At 39.2% G+C, this 20,602-nt stretch carries 18 protein-coding genes; 15 read left to right on the plus strand and 3 right to left on the minus strand.

The features are described from left to right. The first annotated feature begins 85 nt into the window (after positions 1-85). From E4F24_RS05110 to E4F24_RS05165, 12 genes are all read left to right on the plus strand, one after another. Complete coding sequence (locus tag E4F24_RS05110) at positions 86-394, plus strand: hypothetical protein (protein WP_140937578.1); 309 nt, start codon at positions 86-88, stop codon at positions 392-394. Positions 395-513: 119 nt separating this feature from the next. After that, entirely contained in the window at positions 514-1,629 is a 1,116-nt protein-coding gene (locus tag E4F24_RS05115; protein WP_140937579.1) for a TlpA family protein disulfide reductase, read from the plus strand. A 452-nt stretch (positions 1,630-2,081) separates the two neighbouring features. Next, complete coding sequence (locus E4F24_RS05120; RefSeq protein ID WP_140937580.1) at positions 2,082-2,360, plus strand: hypothetical protein; 279 nt, start codon at positions 2,082-2,084, stop codon at positions 2,358-2,360. 76 nt (positions 2,361-2,436) lie between these two features. After that, positions 2,437-3,651, plus strand: coding sequence for a TlpA family protein disulfide reductase (locus tag E4F24_RS05125; RefSeq protein WP_140937581.1), 1,215 nt, complete (start codon positions 2,437-2,439; stop codon positions 3,649-3,651). 491 nt (positions 3,652-4,142) lie between these two features. Further along, the gene (locus tag E4F24_RS05130) at positions 4,143-4,445 is read left to right on the plus strand and encodes a TIGR04149 family rSAM-modified RiPP (RefSeq protein WP_140937582.1); all 303 of its coding nucleotides are present in this window, start codon (positions 4,143-4,145) and stop codon (positions 4,443-4,445) included. A gap of 181 nt (positions 4,446-4,626) precedes the next feature. Continuing rightward, positions 4,627-5,751, plus strand: coding sequence for a TlpA family protein disulfide reductase (locus E4F24_RS05135; protein WP_181182366.1), 1,125 nt, complete (start codon positions 4,627-4,629; stop codon positions 5,749-5,751). Between the two features lie 223 nt (positions 5,752-5,974). Beyond that, entirely contained in the window at positions 5,975-7,504 is a 1,530-nt protein-coding gene (locus tag E4F24_RS05140; RefSeq protein ID WP_140937584.1) for a hypothetical protein, read from the plus strand. A gap of 9 nt (positions 7,505-7,513) precedes the next feature. Next, positions 7,514-8,386 carry a hypothetical protein gene (locus E4F24_RS05145; protein ID WP_140937585.1) on the plus strand — a complete coding sequence of 291 codons (873 nt, stop codon included), beginning with the start codon at positions 7,514-7,516 and terminating at the stop codon, positions 8,384-8,386. A gap of 10 nt (positions 8,387-8,396) precedes the next feature. Then, positions 8,397-10,583, plus strand: a complete 2,187-nt coding sequence (locus E4F24_RS05150) for a peptidase domain-containing ABC transporter (RefSeq protein ID WP_317130735.1) — start codon at positions 8,397-8,399, stop codon at positions 10,581-10,583. 15 nt (positions 10,584-10,598) lie between these two features. After that, the gene (locus E4F24_RS05155) at positions 10,599-11,876 is read left to right on the plus strand and encodes an HlyD family secretion protein (RefSeq protein WP_140937586.1); all 1,278 of its coding nucleotides are present in this window, start codon (positions 10,599-10,601) and stop codon (positions 11,874-11,876) included. A gap of 50 nt (positions 11,877-11,926) precedes the next feature. Further along, positions 11,927-12,850: a glycosyltransferase family 2 protein gene (locus E4F24_RS05160; RefSeq protein WP_140937587.1), complete on the plus strand. Its 924-nt coding sequence runs from the start codon at positions 11,927-11,929 to the stop codon at positions 12,848-12,850. Between the two features lie 109 nt (positions 12,851-12,959). Continuing rightward, the gene (locus E4F24_RS05165) at positions 12,960-13,817 is read left to right on the plus strand and encodes a glycosyltransferase family 2 protein (RefSeq protein ID WP_140937588.1); all 858 of its coding nucleotides are present in this window, start codon (positions 12,960-12,962) and stop codon (positions 13,815-13,817) included. Here the strand turns inward: E4F24_RS05165 and E4F24_RS05170 are convergent. After that, positions 13,778-14,026: a KilA-N domain-containing protein gene (locus E4F24_RS05170; RefSeq protein WP_216629130.1), complete on the minus strand. Its 249-nt coding sequence runs from the start codon at positions 14,024-14,026 to the stop codon at positions 13,778-13,780. The two genes, E4F24_RS05165 and E4F24_RS05170, sit on opposite strands and share 40 nt — an antisense overlap. Continuing rightward, the gene (locus E4F24_RS05175; RefSeq protein WP_140937589.1) at positions 14,023-14,535 is read right to left on the minus strand and encodes an ORF6N domain-containing protein; all 513 of its coding nucleotides are present in this window, start codon (positions 14,533-14,535) and stop codon (positions 14,023-14,025) included. The genes E4F24_RS05170 and E4F24_RS05175 overlap by 4 nt, the downstream gene beginning before the upstream one ends. On the opposite strand from E4F24_RS05175, the gene E4F24_RS05180 reads away from it, so the two are divergent. Beyond that, positions 14,523-15,284: an RpnC/YadD family protein gene (locus E4F24_RS05180; RefSeq protein WP_140937590.1), complete on the plus strand. Its 762-nt coding sequence runs from the start codon at positions 14,523-14,525 to the stop codon at positions 15,282-15,284. The two genes, E4F24_RS05175 and E4F24_RS05180, sit on opposite strands and share 13 nt — an antisense overlap. A gap of 310 nt (positions 15,285-15,594) precedes the next feature. Here the strand turns inward: E4F24_RS05180 and E4F24_RS05185 are convergent, their stop codons facing one another. Further along, positions 15,595-16,092 carry a helix-turn-helix domain-containing protein gene (locus E4F24_RS05185; RefSeq protein ID WP_140937591.1) on the minus strand — a complete coding sequence of 166 codons (498 nt, stop codon included), beginning with the start codon at positions 16,090-16,092 and terminating at the stop codon, positions 15,595-15,597. Between the two features lie 614 nt (positions 16,093-16,706). Here E4F24_RS05185 and E4F24_RS05190 point away from each other — a divergent pair. Together E4F24_RS05190 and E4F24_RS05195 are read left to right on the plus strand one after the other, a co-directional pair. Further along, a complete protein-coding gene (locus tag E4F24_RS05190) occupies positions 16,707-17,393 on the plus strand; it encodes a TlpA family protein disulfide reductase (RefSeq protein ID WP_140937592.1) in 687 nt (228 codons plus the stop codon). After that, entirely contained in the window at positions 17,387-20,599 is a 3,213-nt protein-coding gene (locus E4F24_RS05195) for a SusC/RagA family TonB-linked outer membrane protein (protein WP_140937593.1), read from the plus strand. Before E4F24_RS05190 ends, E4F24_RS05195 begins: the two co-directional genes overlap by 7 nt. Positions 20,600-20,602 lie beyond the last annotated feature (3 nt).

Here is a 20,602-nt window from a genome sequence, read left to right on the forward strand (position 1 = left end):
AAAAGTTGGCGGTACAATGATAGGTTATCAATGTGTCAGGACTTAATTTTTTTAACGATACGATTATATAATAAACCGAATCAATATGTATAGACCCAAACCTAAACGTCAAAGTGACGGATTACTCGTTTGTACCAAGATACTTGACTTTTTTCATATAAGACACACACAATTGTACCTTGCGAATGCGATAGAGGCACACGTCGATTCGCCTTCCTTATTAAGTATCAAAGATGTGCTGTCGGAATACGGTATAGAGAGTGTGGCTATACGTAAAGGCACGACGAGGCGTGCACAGCAATATGGACTAGTGAAGGAGTGGTGCATTCTAAAACAGGAAAATGTACAATGGAAATTTCTGGCACTACCGTTTCTTGTTATTGTGATGTGGTAGATGCAGCTAGCTATGCGACATTAAGTAATTGTTGGGGGTAGTATCCTGGATTATAATTAATAGAGATTGCAACTTTGCAATCTCTACTTTTCGGAAGAATAAAATATCAAGTATAAATTATGAAGCAATTAAAAATAGTTCAGATTATTGTTTTAATAACTATATTATTACTTAATTATGGATGTAGGAACAACTATTTGCTTATAGCCCACTTACCACATGTGCATATAGACAGTCTTTTAGTACTTACTTTTACCAAAGCCAAATATGATCCAAATTTGGGTAGTTCAGGCTATAGTCAAGTCATCACAGTTAGGGATACGGTCCGACTTACACCTAAGCATAAATTGTATTATAGAAATAAAATAATAAAGGGATCTTTTGCTTCTATGGATATAACTTATCTTAACAGAGAGGGTTTGTCTTATAAAATTCATGAAAAATCATATCATAGCAACCCACAATTTGATTTTTATTCAACCCCAGTTAGAATACAAAGTGTGACGGATACAGTTATATCAACAAAATTTAGTCTGGTAATAAAATCAGATAAGAGTCAATTTGATATGCAAAAAAATATATTTAATTATCGTAGAGGGCATTCTTTAATTGAATTGAAAGATTATAAAGATACTATCAATCATGTTTTTGTACCACCCTATACTGATTCCTTCTATTTATTGGAGTTTTTGTTTCATGAGACTCATGGGACTTCTCTAAAGAATGTTTTATCGTATTTCAATAGTTTTACGGATAGACTTCGGAATAGTGATAAGGGATTGATCATTCAACGTGAAATCAAGGCAGAGGTTGAATTAAAATCTAAAGGAGACTTTTTAGTTAACAATAAGTTGGAAACTATGTCAGGAGATAAGTTAACGATCAAAACACTATTGACTGATAATACCTATACATTATTAATATTTGGAGCGTCATGGTGTATTCCTTGTAGAAATAGCGTTCCATATTACAAACAGATATTTGAACAAATTAAGTCTCAAACAACTTTTGTCTCAATAAGCATTGATACATTCAAAGAAGCATGGGTAGAATCTGTACAAAAGGATAGTCTTCCCTGGTTAAGCCTTTTATCAACCCCTAATTTCTTAAAAGAGAATTTCGAAATATTTGGTATACCGTATTATATACTCTTGAACCAAAAAGGCGAAATCATTTCAAATGGAAATAATTTTGGATTTATTGTAAATCAAATTAAAACTGCCCGATTTGATTAGATTGACATGCTTTACCTATCGGGTCTAACCCGATTGCATCTAATTTATATGGCAACTGGTAATCCGTCGTAGCATCAGATCCATATATTGAATCTTATTAATCAGAAAAAGGTCTCTTTTACCTTTGAAGAATTTATTGGAGGCAAAATAGTGCGTTCGTGTATTGGAAGGGGGTGTTGGTGTATAATAGTTTTTATTTTCAGGTCGGTTCCGTAACTTGAAAAATAAAAGTTAGCGCGATAAACTATACGTGCTGCGCCCACCGTATTTATCAATGGCGGTGAACTACCGTATAGCAGAGTTAAAGAGCTTTTTCTAGACGTAGAAAAAAAAGATGCCCGGGCAGATTGCAAGCAGACCCGGGCAAAGAGAGCTCACAATTTCTCTTTCAGCGTTAAACCAAGTAATCTGAAGTGAGCAGATTACAAATTTAAACATAAATTTTTATAGAGATGAATAAAAAATTCTCATTAAAAAACCTCAACATCAAAGAGGTAGAGCAACTGTCCAGAACACAGTTGAGGAATGTATTGGGGGGCTTTACCGGAGGTACAGGGCCAACTGAGACTGACGCAACCGGGACAGAAAGTCCAGGTAGTTGTACTGTAACTTGCCCTAGTGGATTATACTCGTGTACTTCGCCGACAGGAGATTGTACTCATAAAACGCATAATGATGAAGGTGTACAAGTGATTTCTATTGCATGTGACGGTATATCATATAAGTGTTAGTACGTTGAATTGACTAAATTGGACTGACTTATGGACCTAAGATCCTAAAAGTCAGTTCTTATATTAAGATAGATATATGCAAAAGATTTTCATCCTTTTTCTGTACTTCTTTCCATTGACGGCTTTAGCACAAGATAGCATTGTTGTTAAACTGACAAACTTAACCGATAGTTTGGTTTTTTCTGGATCTCGTACGGTTACTTGGATTGCTCCAGATTCGGTAAAACTAAGTAATATCCCAACAGATATCGAAAGCTACAAGGTTAAGATACATTCTTTTTCAAATGAATTGCCTCCGTTAATGATTTTTTACGGAGTAACAAATTCTGGCAAACGGCAGGTAATCTTTGATACGGACTTTGACAGAGACCTGAAAGATGAGTATGTTTATACTTTTGACTCGGATATTCAAAGTAATCAAAAGGAACGTGAAGATAGCACTATGCGAGCTATACCCGCGATCCAAGTCAAATATCCAGGTATGGAAAAAGAAATTCTATTGAAACCAGTGGTTTTTAATCGTGTAGCTAATTACCCGAACGTTCAGGATTCTATTTGGCATTTGTTTGTTGAGTCGAATTACGATCGAGTGGCAAATTTTAACGTTTTAGGAAATACTTACCATTTGTTTGTTCGGGGGCAGGTGTCAGCATTTCATGCCAAGAGTATGTTTAGCTGTTATATCGTTCGAGAGGGTGATGAATTTTTTAAGCCAAGTAAGCATAATCCCCCTCATAGGTTACATGATACAATTGTTGTAGACGGAACACAATTTGTGATCGATTCTGTATCACCATATCTTGAGAAGTCTTGGATTAGTTATCAAAGTATTTCGGGGCCGATATATGGAGTTAGGGAAAATGAATTTGCTAAAAATATTGTTAGCAAAACAATCACAGGTGAAATTTTTGATTTACATTCATTAAAAGGCAATTATATTTTAATTGATTTTTGGGGATCTTGGTGTCACCCTTGTATTGAACTAATACCAAAAATCAGAGAATTACATTCAACCTATCACAACAAAGGCTTAGTCATTTTAAGTGTCGGATGTGATAAAAGGGGAAAATTTGAGAAGATGATGAGTATTATAGAAAAAGAAAATATGGATTGGCTACATGTTTTTACAGAATATGATAAGCCTTTGAGTATTGATAATCAATATAGTATTTCTTGTTATCCTACTTCAGTCATTATTGATAAGTCAGGCAAAATAGTTTATAGAAGCTGTGGACTACATGATTTTCATCATGTAAAACAGAAACTAGATGAGTTAATGCTAGCCAATTGATGTTGGTTGTATTGAAGTGGTGTAATGTGGGAATTCAAGCAATCCGGAGTGAGCAGACACCAATTACAATTTCTTAAAAGAGAATTTCGAAATATTAGGTATACCGTATTATATACTCTTGAACCAAAAAGGCGAAATCATTTCAAATGGAAATAATTTTGGATTTATTGTAAATCAAATTAAAACTGCCCGATTTGATTAGATTGACATGCTTTACCTATTTGTCTAACCCGATTGCATCTACTTTATCTGGCAACTGGTAATCCGTCGTAGCATCAGATCCATATATTGAATCTTATTAATCAGAAAAAGGTCTCTTTTACCTTTGAAGAATCTATTGGAGGCAAAATAGTGCGTTCGTGTATTGGAAGGGGGTGTTGGTGTATAATAGTCTCTATTTTCAGGTCGGTTTCGTAACTTGAAAAATAAAAGTTAGTGCGATAAAAGTTCCGGAGTGAGCGAACATCAATTATAAATTAATACACAAATTAATGAACAAGAAGATCAGTCTAAAAAACCTCAACATCAAAGAGGTAGAGCAACTGTCCAGAACACAGTTGAGGAATGTATTGGGGGGATATAGTGGCGAAACCACTGTTCCGGCAATTTGCTCAGCTACGTGCACTTGTCCTTCTGGTTACAGGATAATTGATTCTAATCAGCAATCATACGATGTTACTGCTGATTGTTCTCCATGTTCAGCTATAGATGATGTAGGCGTAGTATGTGGAAATGGCTCCAATGTTCTTTGTAATAATGATTCAAATTGCGAGCCAATACCTATTTCAACTTAAAAGTGAAATGGGTTCTAAGAACAATAGAATGTCAAAATCACATTTGTAGCAAAAAGAAATACTGGTAAAGGGGACTTTGCCAGTATTTCATTCAATAATGAACTTTATAATCAAGTAATAATAAGAAATGAGATCTTTTGTTTGTATAATATTCACTGTTTTTTTGTCTGTGCAGTTTTCAATGTCGCAAGACTTCTCCGTAGGTTTGGAAGAAAGAATTGGTTTAGGGAAAATAGGAGATGTTGTACACCCCTTAAGTAAAGCAAACCCTCTTTTGCTAAAAAAATTTAGATATAATACCACTAACAAAGGCGATACATCGTCACTCTTCTTCATAACGTTCAGTAATGATAATACACATATATCATATCTCAAAGATTCCTTATTCGTATTGATGACTGCGGATAGTGTATCTAATAGAAAAATTTGCATTGATGAAGATTTCGATTTTGACTTTACCAACAATGTCGTACACAGATTTACTCCAGAGACATCTTCTTACCCTATCGTACCTATCCGTAGGAGACAGACAGTAAATAGTGACACTTCGATTTCATATATACCTTACCAACTTCGAGCCTTTGACAATAGAGTGACGATTAGAGGTGTAAAACCGGAGTACACCTTTACCGAAGCCTGGTATAAAGAAGGATATTTTATTGTAGACGGCAAAGAGTATACTGTCAGGTTAAAGGAATATTTACTAGATAGAGAAGGACGCAGGAAGGTTTCGTTTGTTTTTAAAGAAATAAGAGACTCTCTCCAAGCAGCAGGTATGTATTACGTTGGTGACACCGTCATTGTAGATAGAGGGAGGTATAAGGTCGAGCTGGATGGAAATAAATTAAAATTCATCTATACCGGGAGATATTCTGCTCTTGCTCCTGATTTCCAAAGACAGGATTTGATAACTGGAAGGAATGTGCAACTGATTGATTTTCAAGGAAAATACACCTTGTTGGATTTTTGGGGGAGCTGGTGCCAGCCTTGTGTCGAGAGTATACCGGCTTTAAAAAATTTAGCAGCTGCTTATTCGGATAAGTTTGAAATTGTAAGTATAGCATTTGATAAGGATGCCGACGTTCCCAAGCTAAAGTCACTGATAAAAAAACATGACATGAATTGGCATCATATCAGAGAGCCATGGGAATTTAATAATTACAATAATCTTATAAAAAAATATGATATACGTGCATATCCCACATTTATACTGATAGACAGAGAAGGACAAATCATTTTAAAGGTTATTGGCTTTGAGGGTTTTTCAAAGCTTAAAGATAAACTTTCAGAAATCTTTGACCTATAACATGTTTTAAAACCTTGAGCTGATCTCACACTATCCTGACAATCCATATAGCTTGTGGTATCTGATGGATGATTTTAAGAATCAGTAGTTTTATATTAAAAATGTGCATCGGATAGAGGATACTTTAATAGATATAATCTATTGTCTGAAACATAAAAAACAGTTTAGATGGAAAAACACGTTCAGCTCAGATTAGCCGCTTTAAAAAATTAATCTTTGGACAATGATATATATATCCGCACAACCCGATACGACTTATTTTATCTGGCAATTGGAAATCCAATTGCGAAACCTACGGGATTTGGGTATTTCAAGAGATAATATCCAGGTATTGGCAGCTTATAGCAAAGTATTGGGGTTAAACCCAAATTTTGAACAATTCATGAAGGACAATGCACATTTGGCGACTTTTTTTGTCTACGAAGACCAGCGCGACAAGCCTGAATATACATCTTCGGTCCGTCCCAATATACTCCGGCAACATTTCACTGCATACCCCGAGCTAAAGGATAGAACATTGATGTACCATGATTCGGATATTTTGTTTTCACGGATTCCCCATATTGACAATGTGGAAGAAAATGATACCTGCTATGTCTCCGACACCCGAAATTATTTGGATATTAACTACATAAGATCTACAAGTGATGAAAATATGCTCGACCGCATGCTATCCATAGTAGGAATGGAGAAAGATAGGCTTATCCGGGAAAACAAGCAGACCGGAGGAGCGCAGTATATTCTCAAAGGTATAACTGCTGATTTTTGGGCGAAGATAGAGCGGGATGCTGAGGAGTTGTTTATCGCCATGCGGGATTATAACCGACAACTTTGGGAGAAAGAATACCCAGACAAAAAAGAATTTCGTAGCAAAAAACGAGGTATCCAAGCCTGGTGTGCGGATATGTGGGCTGTGCTCTGGAACCTGTGGCTGGAAAATAAGCAAGTGGAAATACATCCCGAAATGGCATTCTCATGGCCGTACAATCCGATCGAAGATTGGGAAAGATTGGCTATCCAACATTATTCGGGTAATATCAAAGAAAAAGACAAGTTTTTCAAAAAGACGGAGTATTTGAATTATACGCCCTGGTATGATGATACTTTGCTGGAAATTCCGGATACCAATTGTAGCTATAAAATTGTGGAACTTATCCGTGATAGGAAAAAAGAGCTGGACGCAAGTCGAAAATCCTACTCAGAATCCTGCATAGTGGTGCATACAGATATACTAAACCCGGAAAGATTGGAATCCTGGCGGCTTTTCGAAAAGTATATTGTAAAGAATCTGGATATCGATGTATATCTATATGCACAAGAAATAACTTGTGAAATTACTCCCGATAATACCATTCAGAATAAAGAAAAACTGCAGCATGTAATCGCACAAGGATACCGGCAATTATTATGGCTGCCATTGGAGTATATGCCGGATATTTCTGCTGTTGCTAATATGTTAGGGGATGCCACCACAAAAAATATGGAATGGCTATCGTTCAAAGTACAAAATATTTATAAAGTCGACAGTTTATTTGTGGAAACGTTCTCTAAAATATTGGATATGGAATTGTTGGAATTAAACAAAGGCAAATTCAATATCCTTGAATCAAAAGAAGACAAGTTTATTTTTCTAATAAATTTCTCAGAAATATTAACAGAAAGAAATACTCAAATCGATACGTTGTTTGAAGGTGATCTGACACCACAAGAGGGTATTGTATTACAGATTCCGGCCGTGTTTAATATCTTATAAAACCTGATTATGAAAGAAGATACAACATTTGATATTTTTTCGAGCTACGTATTAGCCGAAGGGGAGGATTCATTAAGCGAACTGTTGGACGAATGGGCAGAGCAAGTTGTTGAAAGTGAAGATTATGGTTTCGAGCGGGGGTTACTGGGGTTGGGATGGCTAATCGCATTCCTGATCGATAAAGAGTTTATGAGTGGTGATCCGGACGAAATTTTGGAAGATATAGATGATGCCATTTATAAGCTCGCTATAAAAGAAATTTTAGAAAAAGACACAAGTGTTGACAAGGTATTAGATTTCATTACCTATTACCAACAACGCTTGGTGAATAAGGCTCCGACTGCTCATTTCTATCGCAGATTTGTACATTTTGAATCCATGAAATTGTTATTGGAAAAATTGAACGCTTTTTTATTGGAGGGCACGGTTTCCAATGCCACTATATCCGACAAGGTTGAAATAGTAGTAAAATACAGTTTTCTAACAAAAACGTGTGTGAGCGAAAGTTTGGTTGAAGAGGCTTTCTATACAACAATCGAGAAAGTCCTTGATTTTTTGGAGGAAGCCGAAAATTTAGATGTACATACACTAGATATAGCGAAGTTGTTACTATGTGTGCAACAGTATGATAATCCTCATTGGGTGAGTAGATTAAGTAAATTATTAAATGGCAGAAGGGAAACGGTAAATGTAAATCCTATCAGTGAAATAGACTGCTGGTCTAACTTAGTACATAATTTTGATCGAGATAATCTGACGTTACCATTTGAACTGGATTGCTGGGCGGGAGCAGAAGGAAAGAAACTGCTATTTACTCTTTTTACGAATGTGAAATCATTTGAAATTGTAAAGTATGGCGAAAAGGCATCGGTACTAATTTAAATTACAAAACGTGCTGAAACGCTTCCCTCATTATAAGCAAATGGATCAGATGGACTGTGGTGCCACCTGCCTGCGTATTGTTTTCAAATACTACGGACAGCTGGTATCCATCCACAAGATCCGTAAGCTCTGCCAGACCACCAAAAATGGGGTCAACCTGTTGGGTATCTCCGAAGCCGCAGAAAAGCTGGGTTTCCGTACTTATGGTGTCAAGCTAAGTCTGGAACAGCTCAGTGAAGTCGAATTGCCCTGCATCCTGCACTGGAACCAAAACCATTTTGTCGTCCTGTATAAAATCAAAAAAGGACGCTACTATATCTCCGATCCCGCGACCGGATTGGTTTCCTATGATGAAAAAGAATTCAGCAGAAACTGGTTTTCCACGAAAGAACTGCATGAGGGATTATCCCTGCTGTTGAGCCCTGGCCCTGATTTTTACCAGCTTGACGAGGAAGAGCCCCAGCTTGCACTGAAATGGAGTAAGGTATTTACCTATTTTTATAAATACAAAAAGCTTTTTATACAACTGCTACTAGGCATGTTGCTCGGTACGATCCTGCAACTGGTCACCCCGTTCCTGACCCAGTCGGTAGTCGATATCGGTATCAATACCAAGAATATCAACTTTATCAACCTGATCCTGATTGCGCAGCTGATGCTGTTCATCGGGCAAACGGCAGTTTCCTTTATCCGTTCCTGGATCATGTTGCATATCAGTACGCGTGTCAATATTTCGATCCTGACCGACCTGTTGATCAAGATCATGAAGCTCCCCATGAATTTCTTTGACCTGAAAACACACGGTGACCTGATGCAGCGGATGGGCGATCAGCAGCGGGTAGAGTCATTTCTGACAGGCAATACCCTTAATACGCTGTTTTCGATAGTCAATATGCTGGTTTTTGGAGGATTGCTCATTATTTATAACAAGCTTATTTTCCTCATATTCTTTATTGCTACGGTACTGTACACCTTATGGATTCTGGCCTTTATGAAAGTCCGGCGCGAATTGGATCATAAACGGTTCAAGATTTCTTCGGACAACCAGACCTATATGGTCGAGATGATCCAGAGTATAAGGGATATCAAGCTGAACAATTCCGAAAAACAGAAACGATGGGGATGGGAGACCCTGCAGGCCAGGTTGTTCAAATTCAAGGTCAGGAGCCTCGCGCTCTCGCAGTACCAGTCCATCGGATCCATGGCCATTAACCAGGCCAAGGGCATCCTGATCACCTACATATCTGCCAAGGCCGTAATCGATGGCGAGATTACACTGGGGGGTATGATGGCCATACAGTACATCGTGGGTATGGTGAGTAATCCTGTACAACAGTTACTGGGCTTTATGCAGTCCTATCAGGATGCCAAGATCAGTATGGAACGTCTGAACGAAATATATGAGACCGAAGAAGAAGAAAGTCTGGAGAAGGATTACTTGCAGTGGATCCCCGAAAAGAAAGATATAGAGATCAAAAACCTCACCTTCCGGTATTTTGGCGCGGGCAACGAACCTGTCTTCAACAAACTGAACCTCACCTTCCCCGAAGGAAAGACGACCGCCATCGTAGGGATGAGCGGTAGCGGCAAGACTACTATTTTAAAGTTATTGATGCGTTTCTACGATTACGAAGCAGGCGAAATCACTGTGGGAGGAAAGCGGCTCGATCAGATTAGCCAGCATACCTGGCGCGCCGCCTGTGGTATGGTCATGCAGGACAGCCATATCTTTGCCGATACCATTGAAAACAATATCGCTGTCGGAGAAGAAGTGCCGCAACCTGAAAAAGTACAGGAAGCTATCCGCATCGCCAATCTGGACGATTTCATTACCGAGCAGCCTTTTGGTCTTGCAACGAAAATCGGTACAGCGGGAAAGGGCATTAGCCAGGGTCAAAAACAGCGGTTACTGATCGCAAGGGCAGTCTACAAACAGCCCGAGTTTATCTTTCTGGACGAGGCGACAAATTCGCTGGATGCCAACAATGAACGGGTCATTATCGATAACCTCGAAACATTCTTCAACAACAGGACTGTAGTCATTGTGGCTCATCGGTTGAGCACGGTCAAAAATGCAGATAATATCATTGTACTGGAAAAGGGGGATATCGTGGAACAGGGGAATCACAACCAGCTTACCGAACTGAAAGGTAAATATTACGAGCTGGTCAAAAATCAATTGGAGTTGGGTAACTAAAGAGAGCATAAACAGATGGCAAAAAAAACACTGGTCGATGAAGATATCCATTCGGAAGATCTACAGGATATTATTTCCAAGCCACCCTCCTGGCTGCTGAAAAGAGGGATCTCATTTGTGCTGCTCACGGTCATGTTGATTATCGGGCTGTCTGTATTTGTCAAGTATCCCGAAGTAGTGCACGGTACACTGAAGATCAATACGACAAATGCACCGAAGGTCATCGTTAACAAAGTCAATGGAAACCTGATCAGGTTGTTAGTCCCCGATGGAGAATGGGTAAAACCAGAGCAGGGCATCGCGTATATCGAGAGTACAGCAGATCACGGGCATGTACTGACCCTTTTAAACAAGGTGAAGGAAATCCGTAATGCAGATGGTAAAAATTATGATCTGGAAAATATTATTCCGCCCAATACATTGAATCTCGGCGAACTGCAGGGAAGTTATCAGTCCTTCTACTCTGCCTATCTCAATTATAAGGCCATCCATACCGAGGGAATATATCAGAAACGTAAAAATCTCCTTAACGATGAGGTGTCGAATGTAAACGCCCAGAACGAACGTATCATGCAGTCTTACGAGCTGCAGAAAAAAGAACTCGAACTGGCGGAGGCTGAACTGGAAAAATATAGGTTGCTTGCAGAAAAGAAAGTAATCAGTCCACTGGAGTTGCAGCAGAAGGAGGCTCTGCTCTTGTCCAAGTTACAGATCATACCCCAAACCGAAAATAATCTTATCAGCAACCGGGGCAACCTATTGTCCAAGAACAGGGAGCTATCCGAGCTGCAGAATCAGATATGGGAGCAGGAGAGGATGTTTGTACAGGCGTTGAACAGTTTTATCTCGGATGCAGAGAACTGGAAAAAACAGTATATCCTTACAGCACCACAGGAAGGGAAACTTATTTATGGAAATTTTCTGCAGGAGAACCAGTATGTCACAGCGGGGCAGGAATTGTTTTATATTAATCCCGGCAAGGAAGATTATTACGGTGAGATGTATATACCCCAATCCACCTCTTCAAAAGTCAAACTGAAACAGGAGGTGTTGATAAAGGTTCGAAGTTACCCTTATCAGGAATACGGTTATCTGAGGGGTAAAATAGACTATATCTCTGATATTCCGATGAAAGACAGTGTTTTCTTTTCTAAGGTTTCGCTAATAAGAACAGCCCAAGACTCCCTGATTAAATTGAAGCCGGGTATTTATGCTGATGCGGAGATTATTACCGATGATCAATCTATGTTTAAACGAATCTGGTCTAACCTGACTAAGTCATTAAAATTCTAATGGTTATGCTTTTAACTTTTATTTTAAATCGTAATAGTATATAATTGCCTATGAAAACACCGCTTGTTACAATTGTGATGCCCGTATATAATATGGGGGTCTATGTGGAAGAATCAATTTCAAGTATTTTGTCTCAAACCTACAAAAACATTGAATTTATCATCTTAAATGATGGTTCCACGGACAACACGGCTTCACTGATAGGAAGTATTAGAGATTCCCGCATAAATTTTATAGATTCTAACGAAAATAAAGGTAACTATTTTCGTAGGAACGAGGGCTGTAAAATTGCTTCGGGAAAATATATATGCGTGATGGATAGCGATGATATCGCATTGCCTCATCGTATAGAAACGCAGATTCAACGTATGGAAAGCGATGACTCCATCCTGGCCTGTGGCAGTTTTTTTAAAATTGTCGGTAATTCAAGTACCTGCTTTACTACACCAAAAAGTTATGATTTTATCAAGCTCTCATTGCTTAAAAATAATGTCGTAGTCCATCCGACACTAATGCTAAATAAAAAGATATTGGAAGAGGTTAATTACTATAGTGAAGAGTATTACTATGCTGCGGATTATAATTTGATATGCGATATAGCACGCAAAGGTAAAATCGTCAATATACCGGAACAGCTCTTGGAATATAGGAGACACGAAAAACAAATATCTTCTGCACACCATTTAAAGCAAGCCCAGTATGCTAATTTGGTTCGTGTCAAATATTTGAAAAAATTAGGTTTTTGTCTTTCCGAAGACGAAGAAAGATATTTTACACGCTTGATGACCAACGCCAAAGTCTCCGAGTTTGAAATTGATGGAATCGAAATGGTGGTGAGCATGTTAAAGGAACAAAATAGGATATATAACATATTCAAACCAGTGCAGTTTAACAAATATATAGACTTACTGTTTTCTAAATGTTATTTACGAAATCATTTTCAAGTAGCCCGTGATGGAAAATTGTCATTTTAGTAATGCGAAAATTCTTCGTCTAAGTAAGAGTTGTTTGAAACGGATATCTGCAGGGAGCGGGGACTGCTTCACAATCCGTAGACCAGTACATTTTAAAATATAGTTTATTATGGGAAAGAACAATCCTGAAATTAGTGTGGTTATTTCTGCATACAATGCTTCTCTATATATCGAAGAATGTATAGAGCGTATTCTTACTCAATCCTTCTCTGATTTTGAACTTATCATTGTCAATGATGGATCTATTGATGATACAGTCGATAAAGTCAAAACTTTTAAAGATAATCGTATTCAATTGATAGACAATGTTCATGATTTTATAGGTTCGCTGAATTTGGGAATGACTGCGGCAAAAGGCAAATACGTTGCCAGAATGGAAGCAGAAGATATGATGTCTATAGATAGACTAAAGATCCAATATGAATATATGAAGTCTCACCCTGAAATAGATGTATGCGGAGGTTGGATGGAGCTTTTCGGAGCATCTGCGGGATATGTGGAGCAACCTTTGTCTAATGAAGATATTTTGTTGCAGATGTTGTTCCGCAGTCCTTTTAATAATTCGACTACGATGATGAAAGCTGAACTAATCAAGGCAATGCCTTTGAAAGCGGGAATATTTCATTGTTATCATCAGGATTATAAATATGCTGAAGACTATAAGCTTTGGACCACGTTAGCTTCAAAAAAATATAAATTTGCGAATATTACTGACATCTTAGTCTTCCATAGAATAAGCGAAGATCAGGAAATCACGCGCAAAATGGAAGAAATACAGAAATGGTCTGTCAAGATTCAAATTGATTATCTGAATGATGTCGTAGATAAGATCGTTCAAATTGATCCGGATTTCCATGATATACTAGAAGATACAGTACAGCTATGTAATAATCGGGAAATGCACTTTGATCAATTATGGAATTTAGTCTATAAATTATATATGGAGGTCTTGATCGTAGAAGAATAGTCAGAACCATTCGTAGCCAAGATAGGCGTTTTATAATTAAAATTGGGATTGTACAAAGCTTCCCATTCGCCAATATATTCTATAGTGCTTTTGAGCGTGAGCCATTTTATGATAATGGCTTCCTGCATTTGGCTCTTAGCCATATCAGTAAGTGAAATGTAATCATCTTGCTTTTGCGAAATGATGCTTATTTTCTCGTACTTCCTCATTGCTTCTTGTTCCCAACACCAAATCCCTTTACCACTGTTACATTTTTAGAAGAGGGGGAAGGTGTAGTATCCTGCAAGCGGTCGATGTATTCAAAGAGCAGTTCAATATTCTGATCGTGACCTCTCTGTTTCTTGGCGATCTGTTGTATGGTATATTTGATTTCGGCTATTTCCAACTTTACCTCAGTGTTGTCGGCAAGATATTGACGTATCTTAGCGAATATCCGCATGATTTGTATATTCACTTGAATAGCTTGTTCGCTATTAAGCACACTTGATAACATTAGGACACCGTGTTCTGTAAATACATTGGGGGCTTTTCTTCGTCCGCCCCAACTTGAAGTCGCAATTTGCGACTTCAAGATTTCAATCTCCTCTTGATTTAAAGCAAACATGAAATCTTCTGGAAATCGGGAAGTGTTTCTGCGTACCTGTTCATTAAGACGCTTAGTTTCCACGCCATACAGTTCAGCTAGGTCACTGTCTAGCAGACCTTTTGGTAAAAGTATATCTTAGAGATGGTAGCGAAAAGTGGATTCTGGTAAATGTAGAGATCGAAGGCGGGAGCAGTAGGGATTTTCCATTTCGATTTTTCCAGTACCACTACAGGATTTTAGACCGCTATGAAGTTCCCGTAGAGAGTATTGCTGTATTTACGGGCAGTCATCGGCAGCGGCGTTCGTCGATGTACCGACACGAAGGTATCCGCACGTCCATCGAATTCCGTTACCTGTCGTACCATATTTTTGATAATTCGGAGGAGGAACTGCTAAAGACAGATAATATCTTTGGTTACATCGTTCTTGCGTGCCAGAAAGCACTGTTGGAGGGGAAGGTTGCCGAAGAGGAGCTCTCGGAGCACCGGAGCACGATCGCCCGGGCACTTCTGGGCAGCAAGAAATATGATAAGGACCGTATTATCAGTTTTTTAGGGTTTCTTAAAAATTTTATCTTTATAGAAGATAAGCAAATAAATCGTATATTTGATTCATATATTTATCAGGTGACAGGAGGCACAATAGACATGGGTGTAATAGAAATATTAAAAAAACAAGAACGACAAGCAGGATTATTGCAAGGACTCGAGCAAGGACTCGAGCAAGGGATCGAAAAAGGGATAGTGGCTAAGAACTCTGAGATTGTCAAAAAACTGATTATTCAACACGATTGGTCTGATGAAGCTATCGTAGATTTTGCCGAGGTGTCTCTTGAGTTTGTCAAGAAAGTACGTAAAGATCTCGCTAAAAGCAAAAAATAGGTAATACTTTTCTTTATAGATATTATGTAACCAGCCGTTCGGATATCCCGAGCGGCTGTTTTTTGTTGTATCAGATACCGAATGTATTTGTTTTGGCTAGCGCCGGCAGAGTGGACTGTTGTCGTTCAATCTTAATTAGGCACGGGACAAAGTCCGCGTGCCAGCAATTTGTATAGACCGGCCTTTGATTTATAACTAAAGCTGATTTAACGGTAGGCTTTAATAACCTTTATTGGAAATACCGGAAAGATTCCGGCACGAGCCGGCGTAATAAATATTCCTGTAGCTAGTATTCAAAGCAATTTCGTTTTCATTTCTTGGCTTTATAAAGATTTGTCTTCTTTTTTGTTGGATGCGGATCTATTTGAACATCTGGGTGTTTTTTCAGCTCATTCTGTAGAGATGTGCCCAATATCTTCCAGCCCATATCAGCAAAATATGCCACTATATCATTAATTTCTCTAGGTGATTTGAAAAAAATGCTATTTATCAGTTCTTTGTCTATAACATCTAATATTTTCGGCTTCTTCATGAAATACTCCCTTTTTTCCATATCGTTTCTATGCATCATAAACAACTGCGACTGAAGATCAGACGGAATCTTAAATTCGCGAGATCTGACGTTTTCAACTGTGAAATTCGTAAAACTTATAAGGCGTTCCATAGTTTCTATTTTTAGACCGGTGTGTCCTTGTTCGACATTCACTATTGTTGCTTGTGAGACTCCAGTTAGTTCCGAAAACCTTTTAATGGAAAGGTTTAAGCTCTTTCTCATTGTCCTTAAATTTTCACCAAAGAATGATTTCATTTGACAAATACACAAAATGAAATCATTTATAATTGACTAATTATTTGTTTGTTTTAAAATAATTTTTATATTTGTATTATAGATAAAGAAAATTATTATATGATATAAAGTAAGATATAAGTAATATAAAATATATTTAAGAGTCTCGTAGATCGAAGTTGACACCCAAGGCGCGAGACGGCAAGATACTCACCATTTCCCTGCTTTTTTCTATATTTGCAGGATTGGCAGGGGATGGTCTTGCTGTGAAGCCTTTGTCCTTGGGTGTCAACTAAGATCGCAAAGTGTGGAGCGGACTATTCCCCTGCTTCTTAATATTCGAGACTCGTTAACCACAACGAGTATGAGCCATAAAAAGCAATTTCAAAAAAACATTATCTCAGCCCCGGAGTAGCTTCGCAGGGCTTGTCCGTGTTTGCGGACATTCCTAAAAATCGGTGAATGCTAAAATGAAAACCGTTTTACCAATTATGATAAGTAGAAAGGCATTCCGATGGATTATCAATCAATTTATTTATAGGTGGCCTGAGCTTTAGGCTTGGGTAGAGATGAATAGCGCTGTTAGGATCTAGCGAAGGCAGTAGGAACAGGTCACACCCTAAAAACCTTAAAAAATGAAGAATTTTTATGGGGGTGGGAGAGGACTGTGTTATTTGAAGCGGCTATCCCATCTTTTCAAATCAAAAAATAACCGAAGCCGAACGCTGTTCAGCTTCGTACTAGGTCTTATATGTGTGTTGTTTAGTGAGGCCCGGGCGCAGTCCGCTGGAGAGCGGGCTGTGATCGGGGCAGAAGAAATGCAGCCGTTGCAGATAGGGGATACAATCCCCGAGAAGCTTTGGAATCTGCCATTGCAGGTGGTGAATCATCCGGGCGGTAAGGATACGATCACATTGAATGATTATCGCGATAAGAAGCTGATAATTTTGGATTTTTGGGCGACATGGTGTGCGCCATGTGTTAAATCCATTATCAAATGGGATAGTATTGCAACACGCTACCCAAATGAGCTAGCCGCGTTGGGTGTGCATATCGGAGAAAAAGATAATCTATCCGTTTATATGAATGAACGTGACTGGGTACTACCATCTATATCCGAGAAAAGTTCTTCCATGTTAAGCGATGTTTTTTATACACGTCCGGTGGTAAGCCGTATTGTCTGGATTTCGGACAACAAAGTAATGGCTATCACCGGTCTAAAGGGATACAATATTGAAGAGGTGGAAAAAATACTTAAAGGTGAGACCGTTGTACTACCGTTAAATCTGGATTGGACACATAGCGGGGAGGAGACATGGTAAAAACTATTTTTATCTCGATTATATTCCTGCTGTTGTGTGATTCCGTCAGGTCCCAGATCACCGGACATGTTTTCTCAGAAGAGAACCGGCCATTGTCGGAAGTGAACATTCATGCGAAAAAGGGACTTTTGAGCACAAAGACAAACATAGCAGGAGGGTTTGTCATTACCCTTACGAACATTCCCGATACGCTTATTTTTGAATCCCTGAATTATGAACCACAGTTTGCAGTTGTCTGGGAACCGAAACAGAACGTTGAGGTTCACCTCAAAGTACGTTCATACGAAATCGAAGAGGTGTTAATCCAGACAGGTTACCAGGACATAGCAAAGGGGAGAACTGCGGGATCTTTCAGTCACCTCGATAACGACGCGTTGAACCGGAGTGTAAGTCCGGACATCATAAGCCGTCTGGAGGGAATGGTTGCGGGACTGCAGTTCAACAGGTTGCAGACTACCGACGCGCCATCGACAAAGCCGGATCTACGGGTTAGGGGATTGAGTACGATCCACGGTGAAAGCTCGCCGTTGATAATTTTGGATAATTTTCCATACGAAGGTAATCTCAATGATATCAACCCAAATGACGTGGAGAGTGTGACAATACTTAAAGATGCCAGTGCTGCCGCGATCTGGGGTGCACGCGCGGGCAATGGTGTTATCGTAGTAACGAGCAAACACGGTAAAGCGACCTCCCCCTTCCGTATCGGCTTTAAAGCGAATACCACAATATCACAGCGCCCCGATCTTTTTTATGATCGGAGATTCATCCCTGCCCATGATGCTGTCGAATTGGAAAAAATGCTGTTTGACAGAGGGCTGTACCAGAAAAATGACTGGACAGCATTTACTCCCGCCGTTGAAATACTATTTGCGCTGAAGGAAGGCACGATGGATTCCATGACGGCGAATTCAAGGTTGGAGCAGTTAAAAGCATTTGATGTAAGAAATGATGCGTTCAGGTATCTCTACAGGCCGCTAACATATATGCAATACGGTTTGAATGCGCAGGGTGGAACGGCAAAACATAGATATTATCTCTCGTTCGGGCTGGACGATAACAAAGAGCTACAGGTCGGAGACAACAACAAAAGGATTTCCACTATGGCCAGGAATGAAATCAATCTGACACCTGATCTACTCCTGAGCAATACGCTGAACTTTGTACAGAGCAGATCGACGCAGAATGGGATAGGATTGATGGATCTTGCACCGATAGGAATGGGCGGTAACCCCTATGTGTATATGCAGTTGGCCGATCAATCTGGCAATCCGCTCCCTGTAGTGAGAAACAATAGAAAAGCGTATACAGAGCAGGCCATAGTGAATGGGCTAGTAGACTGGGAGTACCGGCCTCTCGACGAACTCGAACTGGCAGACAACACTTCTGATCGTAAAGAAATCAGGATCAATACGGCATTGACCTATAATATTAGGGATTTTTTGAAAATAGAAGGAAGGTATCAATATCAAAATTCTTGGTCTACCAATAGAAACCATTATTCAAAGGAATCCTATTACGCCCGTCATCTGATCAACCGTTTCACGCAGGCTGACGGATCACGTCCAGTACCGTTGGGCGGGATATTGGATAGAGGTATGTCTTCGTTCGCATCAAATTACGGGAGACTCCAGCTTAATTTTAATAAGGACATATCCGGTACACATTTTATCAACGGTATTGCGGGTGTTGAACTGCGCGAGGATGTCGTTAAAAATCAGGGAAATTCCAGATTGTACGGATACAATGATGAATTATTGACACATGTAACAGCGCTGGACTTCAATAAGGCCTATCCCCTGCGCCCGAATCAATCATCAAGGATAGAAAATGGAAATAGCTCCGGGAGCGAGATAACGGATCGTTTTCTTTCTTACTACGCTAACTTTGGTTATTCATTCCAGGATAAATATCTTCTGAATACAAGTTTACGTTGGGATGCTTCCAATATATATGGTGTCGATTTCAATCAAAAGGGTGTTCCGTTATGGTCGGTTGGAACAGCATGGAATATGGTTAAAGAACCATTTTTATCCAACTTACAAAATTGGTTCTCACAGCTGAGACTCAGGGCTACCTATGGTTGGAACGGAAATTCATTCCGCACTCTTTCTTCGCTTCCCACCGTTAGATATGGAGCGCTCAATAGTATAACGGGGCAGCCGCAGGGCAATCTTGTAAGTGTCGGCAATCCTGATCTGAGCTGGGAGAAAGTGGAAACAATAAATTTTGGTGTTGATTTTAATACAGTCGATAAAAGGTTTGGTGGGAGCATCGAATGGTACAGGAAGAACAGTTCCAATCTAATCGGCGAAGATCTATTGGATCCTACGAAAGGATTTTATTCTACAGGAGCGGGAGGTTTTAACGTCGATAACCGACGGAATTACGCAGATTTACGTACAACGGGAATGGATATAGAATTGAATATGATGCCTGTACGCGGTCAGGTGACCTGGCAAAGTACGGTACTGTTCAGTGTAAGTAGAAACATCGTGACCAGTTATTATACCAAGACCAATCTGCCTATTTTGAACTATCTTTCTACCTTACCGCCTGTGGTAGAAGGAAATTCAAAGGACCAGCTCTATTCTGTTCCTTGGTATGGATTGGATACTGAAGGCAATCCTACTGTCCTAGTTGATGGAGAGCTAGGTATCGATTACGACAGTTATTTTAATAACCTCGGATTTGAAGGATACAACAAGATAGGACTGGCAATTTCACCCTATTTTGGTGCATGGAGAAATGGTCTTTCTTTTAGGCAGTTTACTGTTGATGCCAATATTTCATGGAAGGCGGGGCATGTTTTTAGACGTTCGACAATAGAGTATAGCAATCTACTGGGAGCCTCGAAATTAAATAATATGGATTTTTTGAATCGTTGGCAATCGCCCGGAGATGAGCAGAAAACAAATGTACCTTCAATGCCGAATCAGGCGAATACCTATAGGGATATGGTTTATGCCAGTAGTGATATTGTATATGAGGATGCATCACACGTAAGGTTGCAGGACGTCAGTCTGTCGTATAGGATTCCACTAAGTATGGCGCAGAAATTAAAGCTAGCCGATGTTCGGATTTTCTTTTACGCCAGAAACCTGGGGATTATCTGGAAGAAAACGCAACACGACATAGATCCGGATGTATTTTCCCTTTTCCCGCAGCCGAAACAATTTTCCTTTGGGTTTGATTTAAATTTTTAAGAT

The sequence above is a fragment of the Sphingobacterium lumbrici genome, assembly GCF_006476045.1.
Lineage (GTDB): Bacteria > Bacteroidota > Bacteroidia > Sphingobacteriales > Sphingobacteriaceae > Sphingobacterium > Sphingobacterium lumbrici.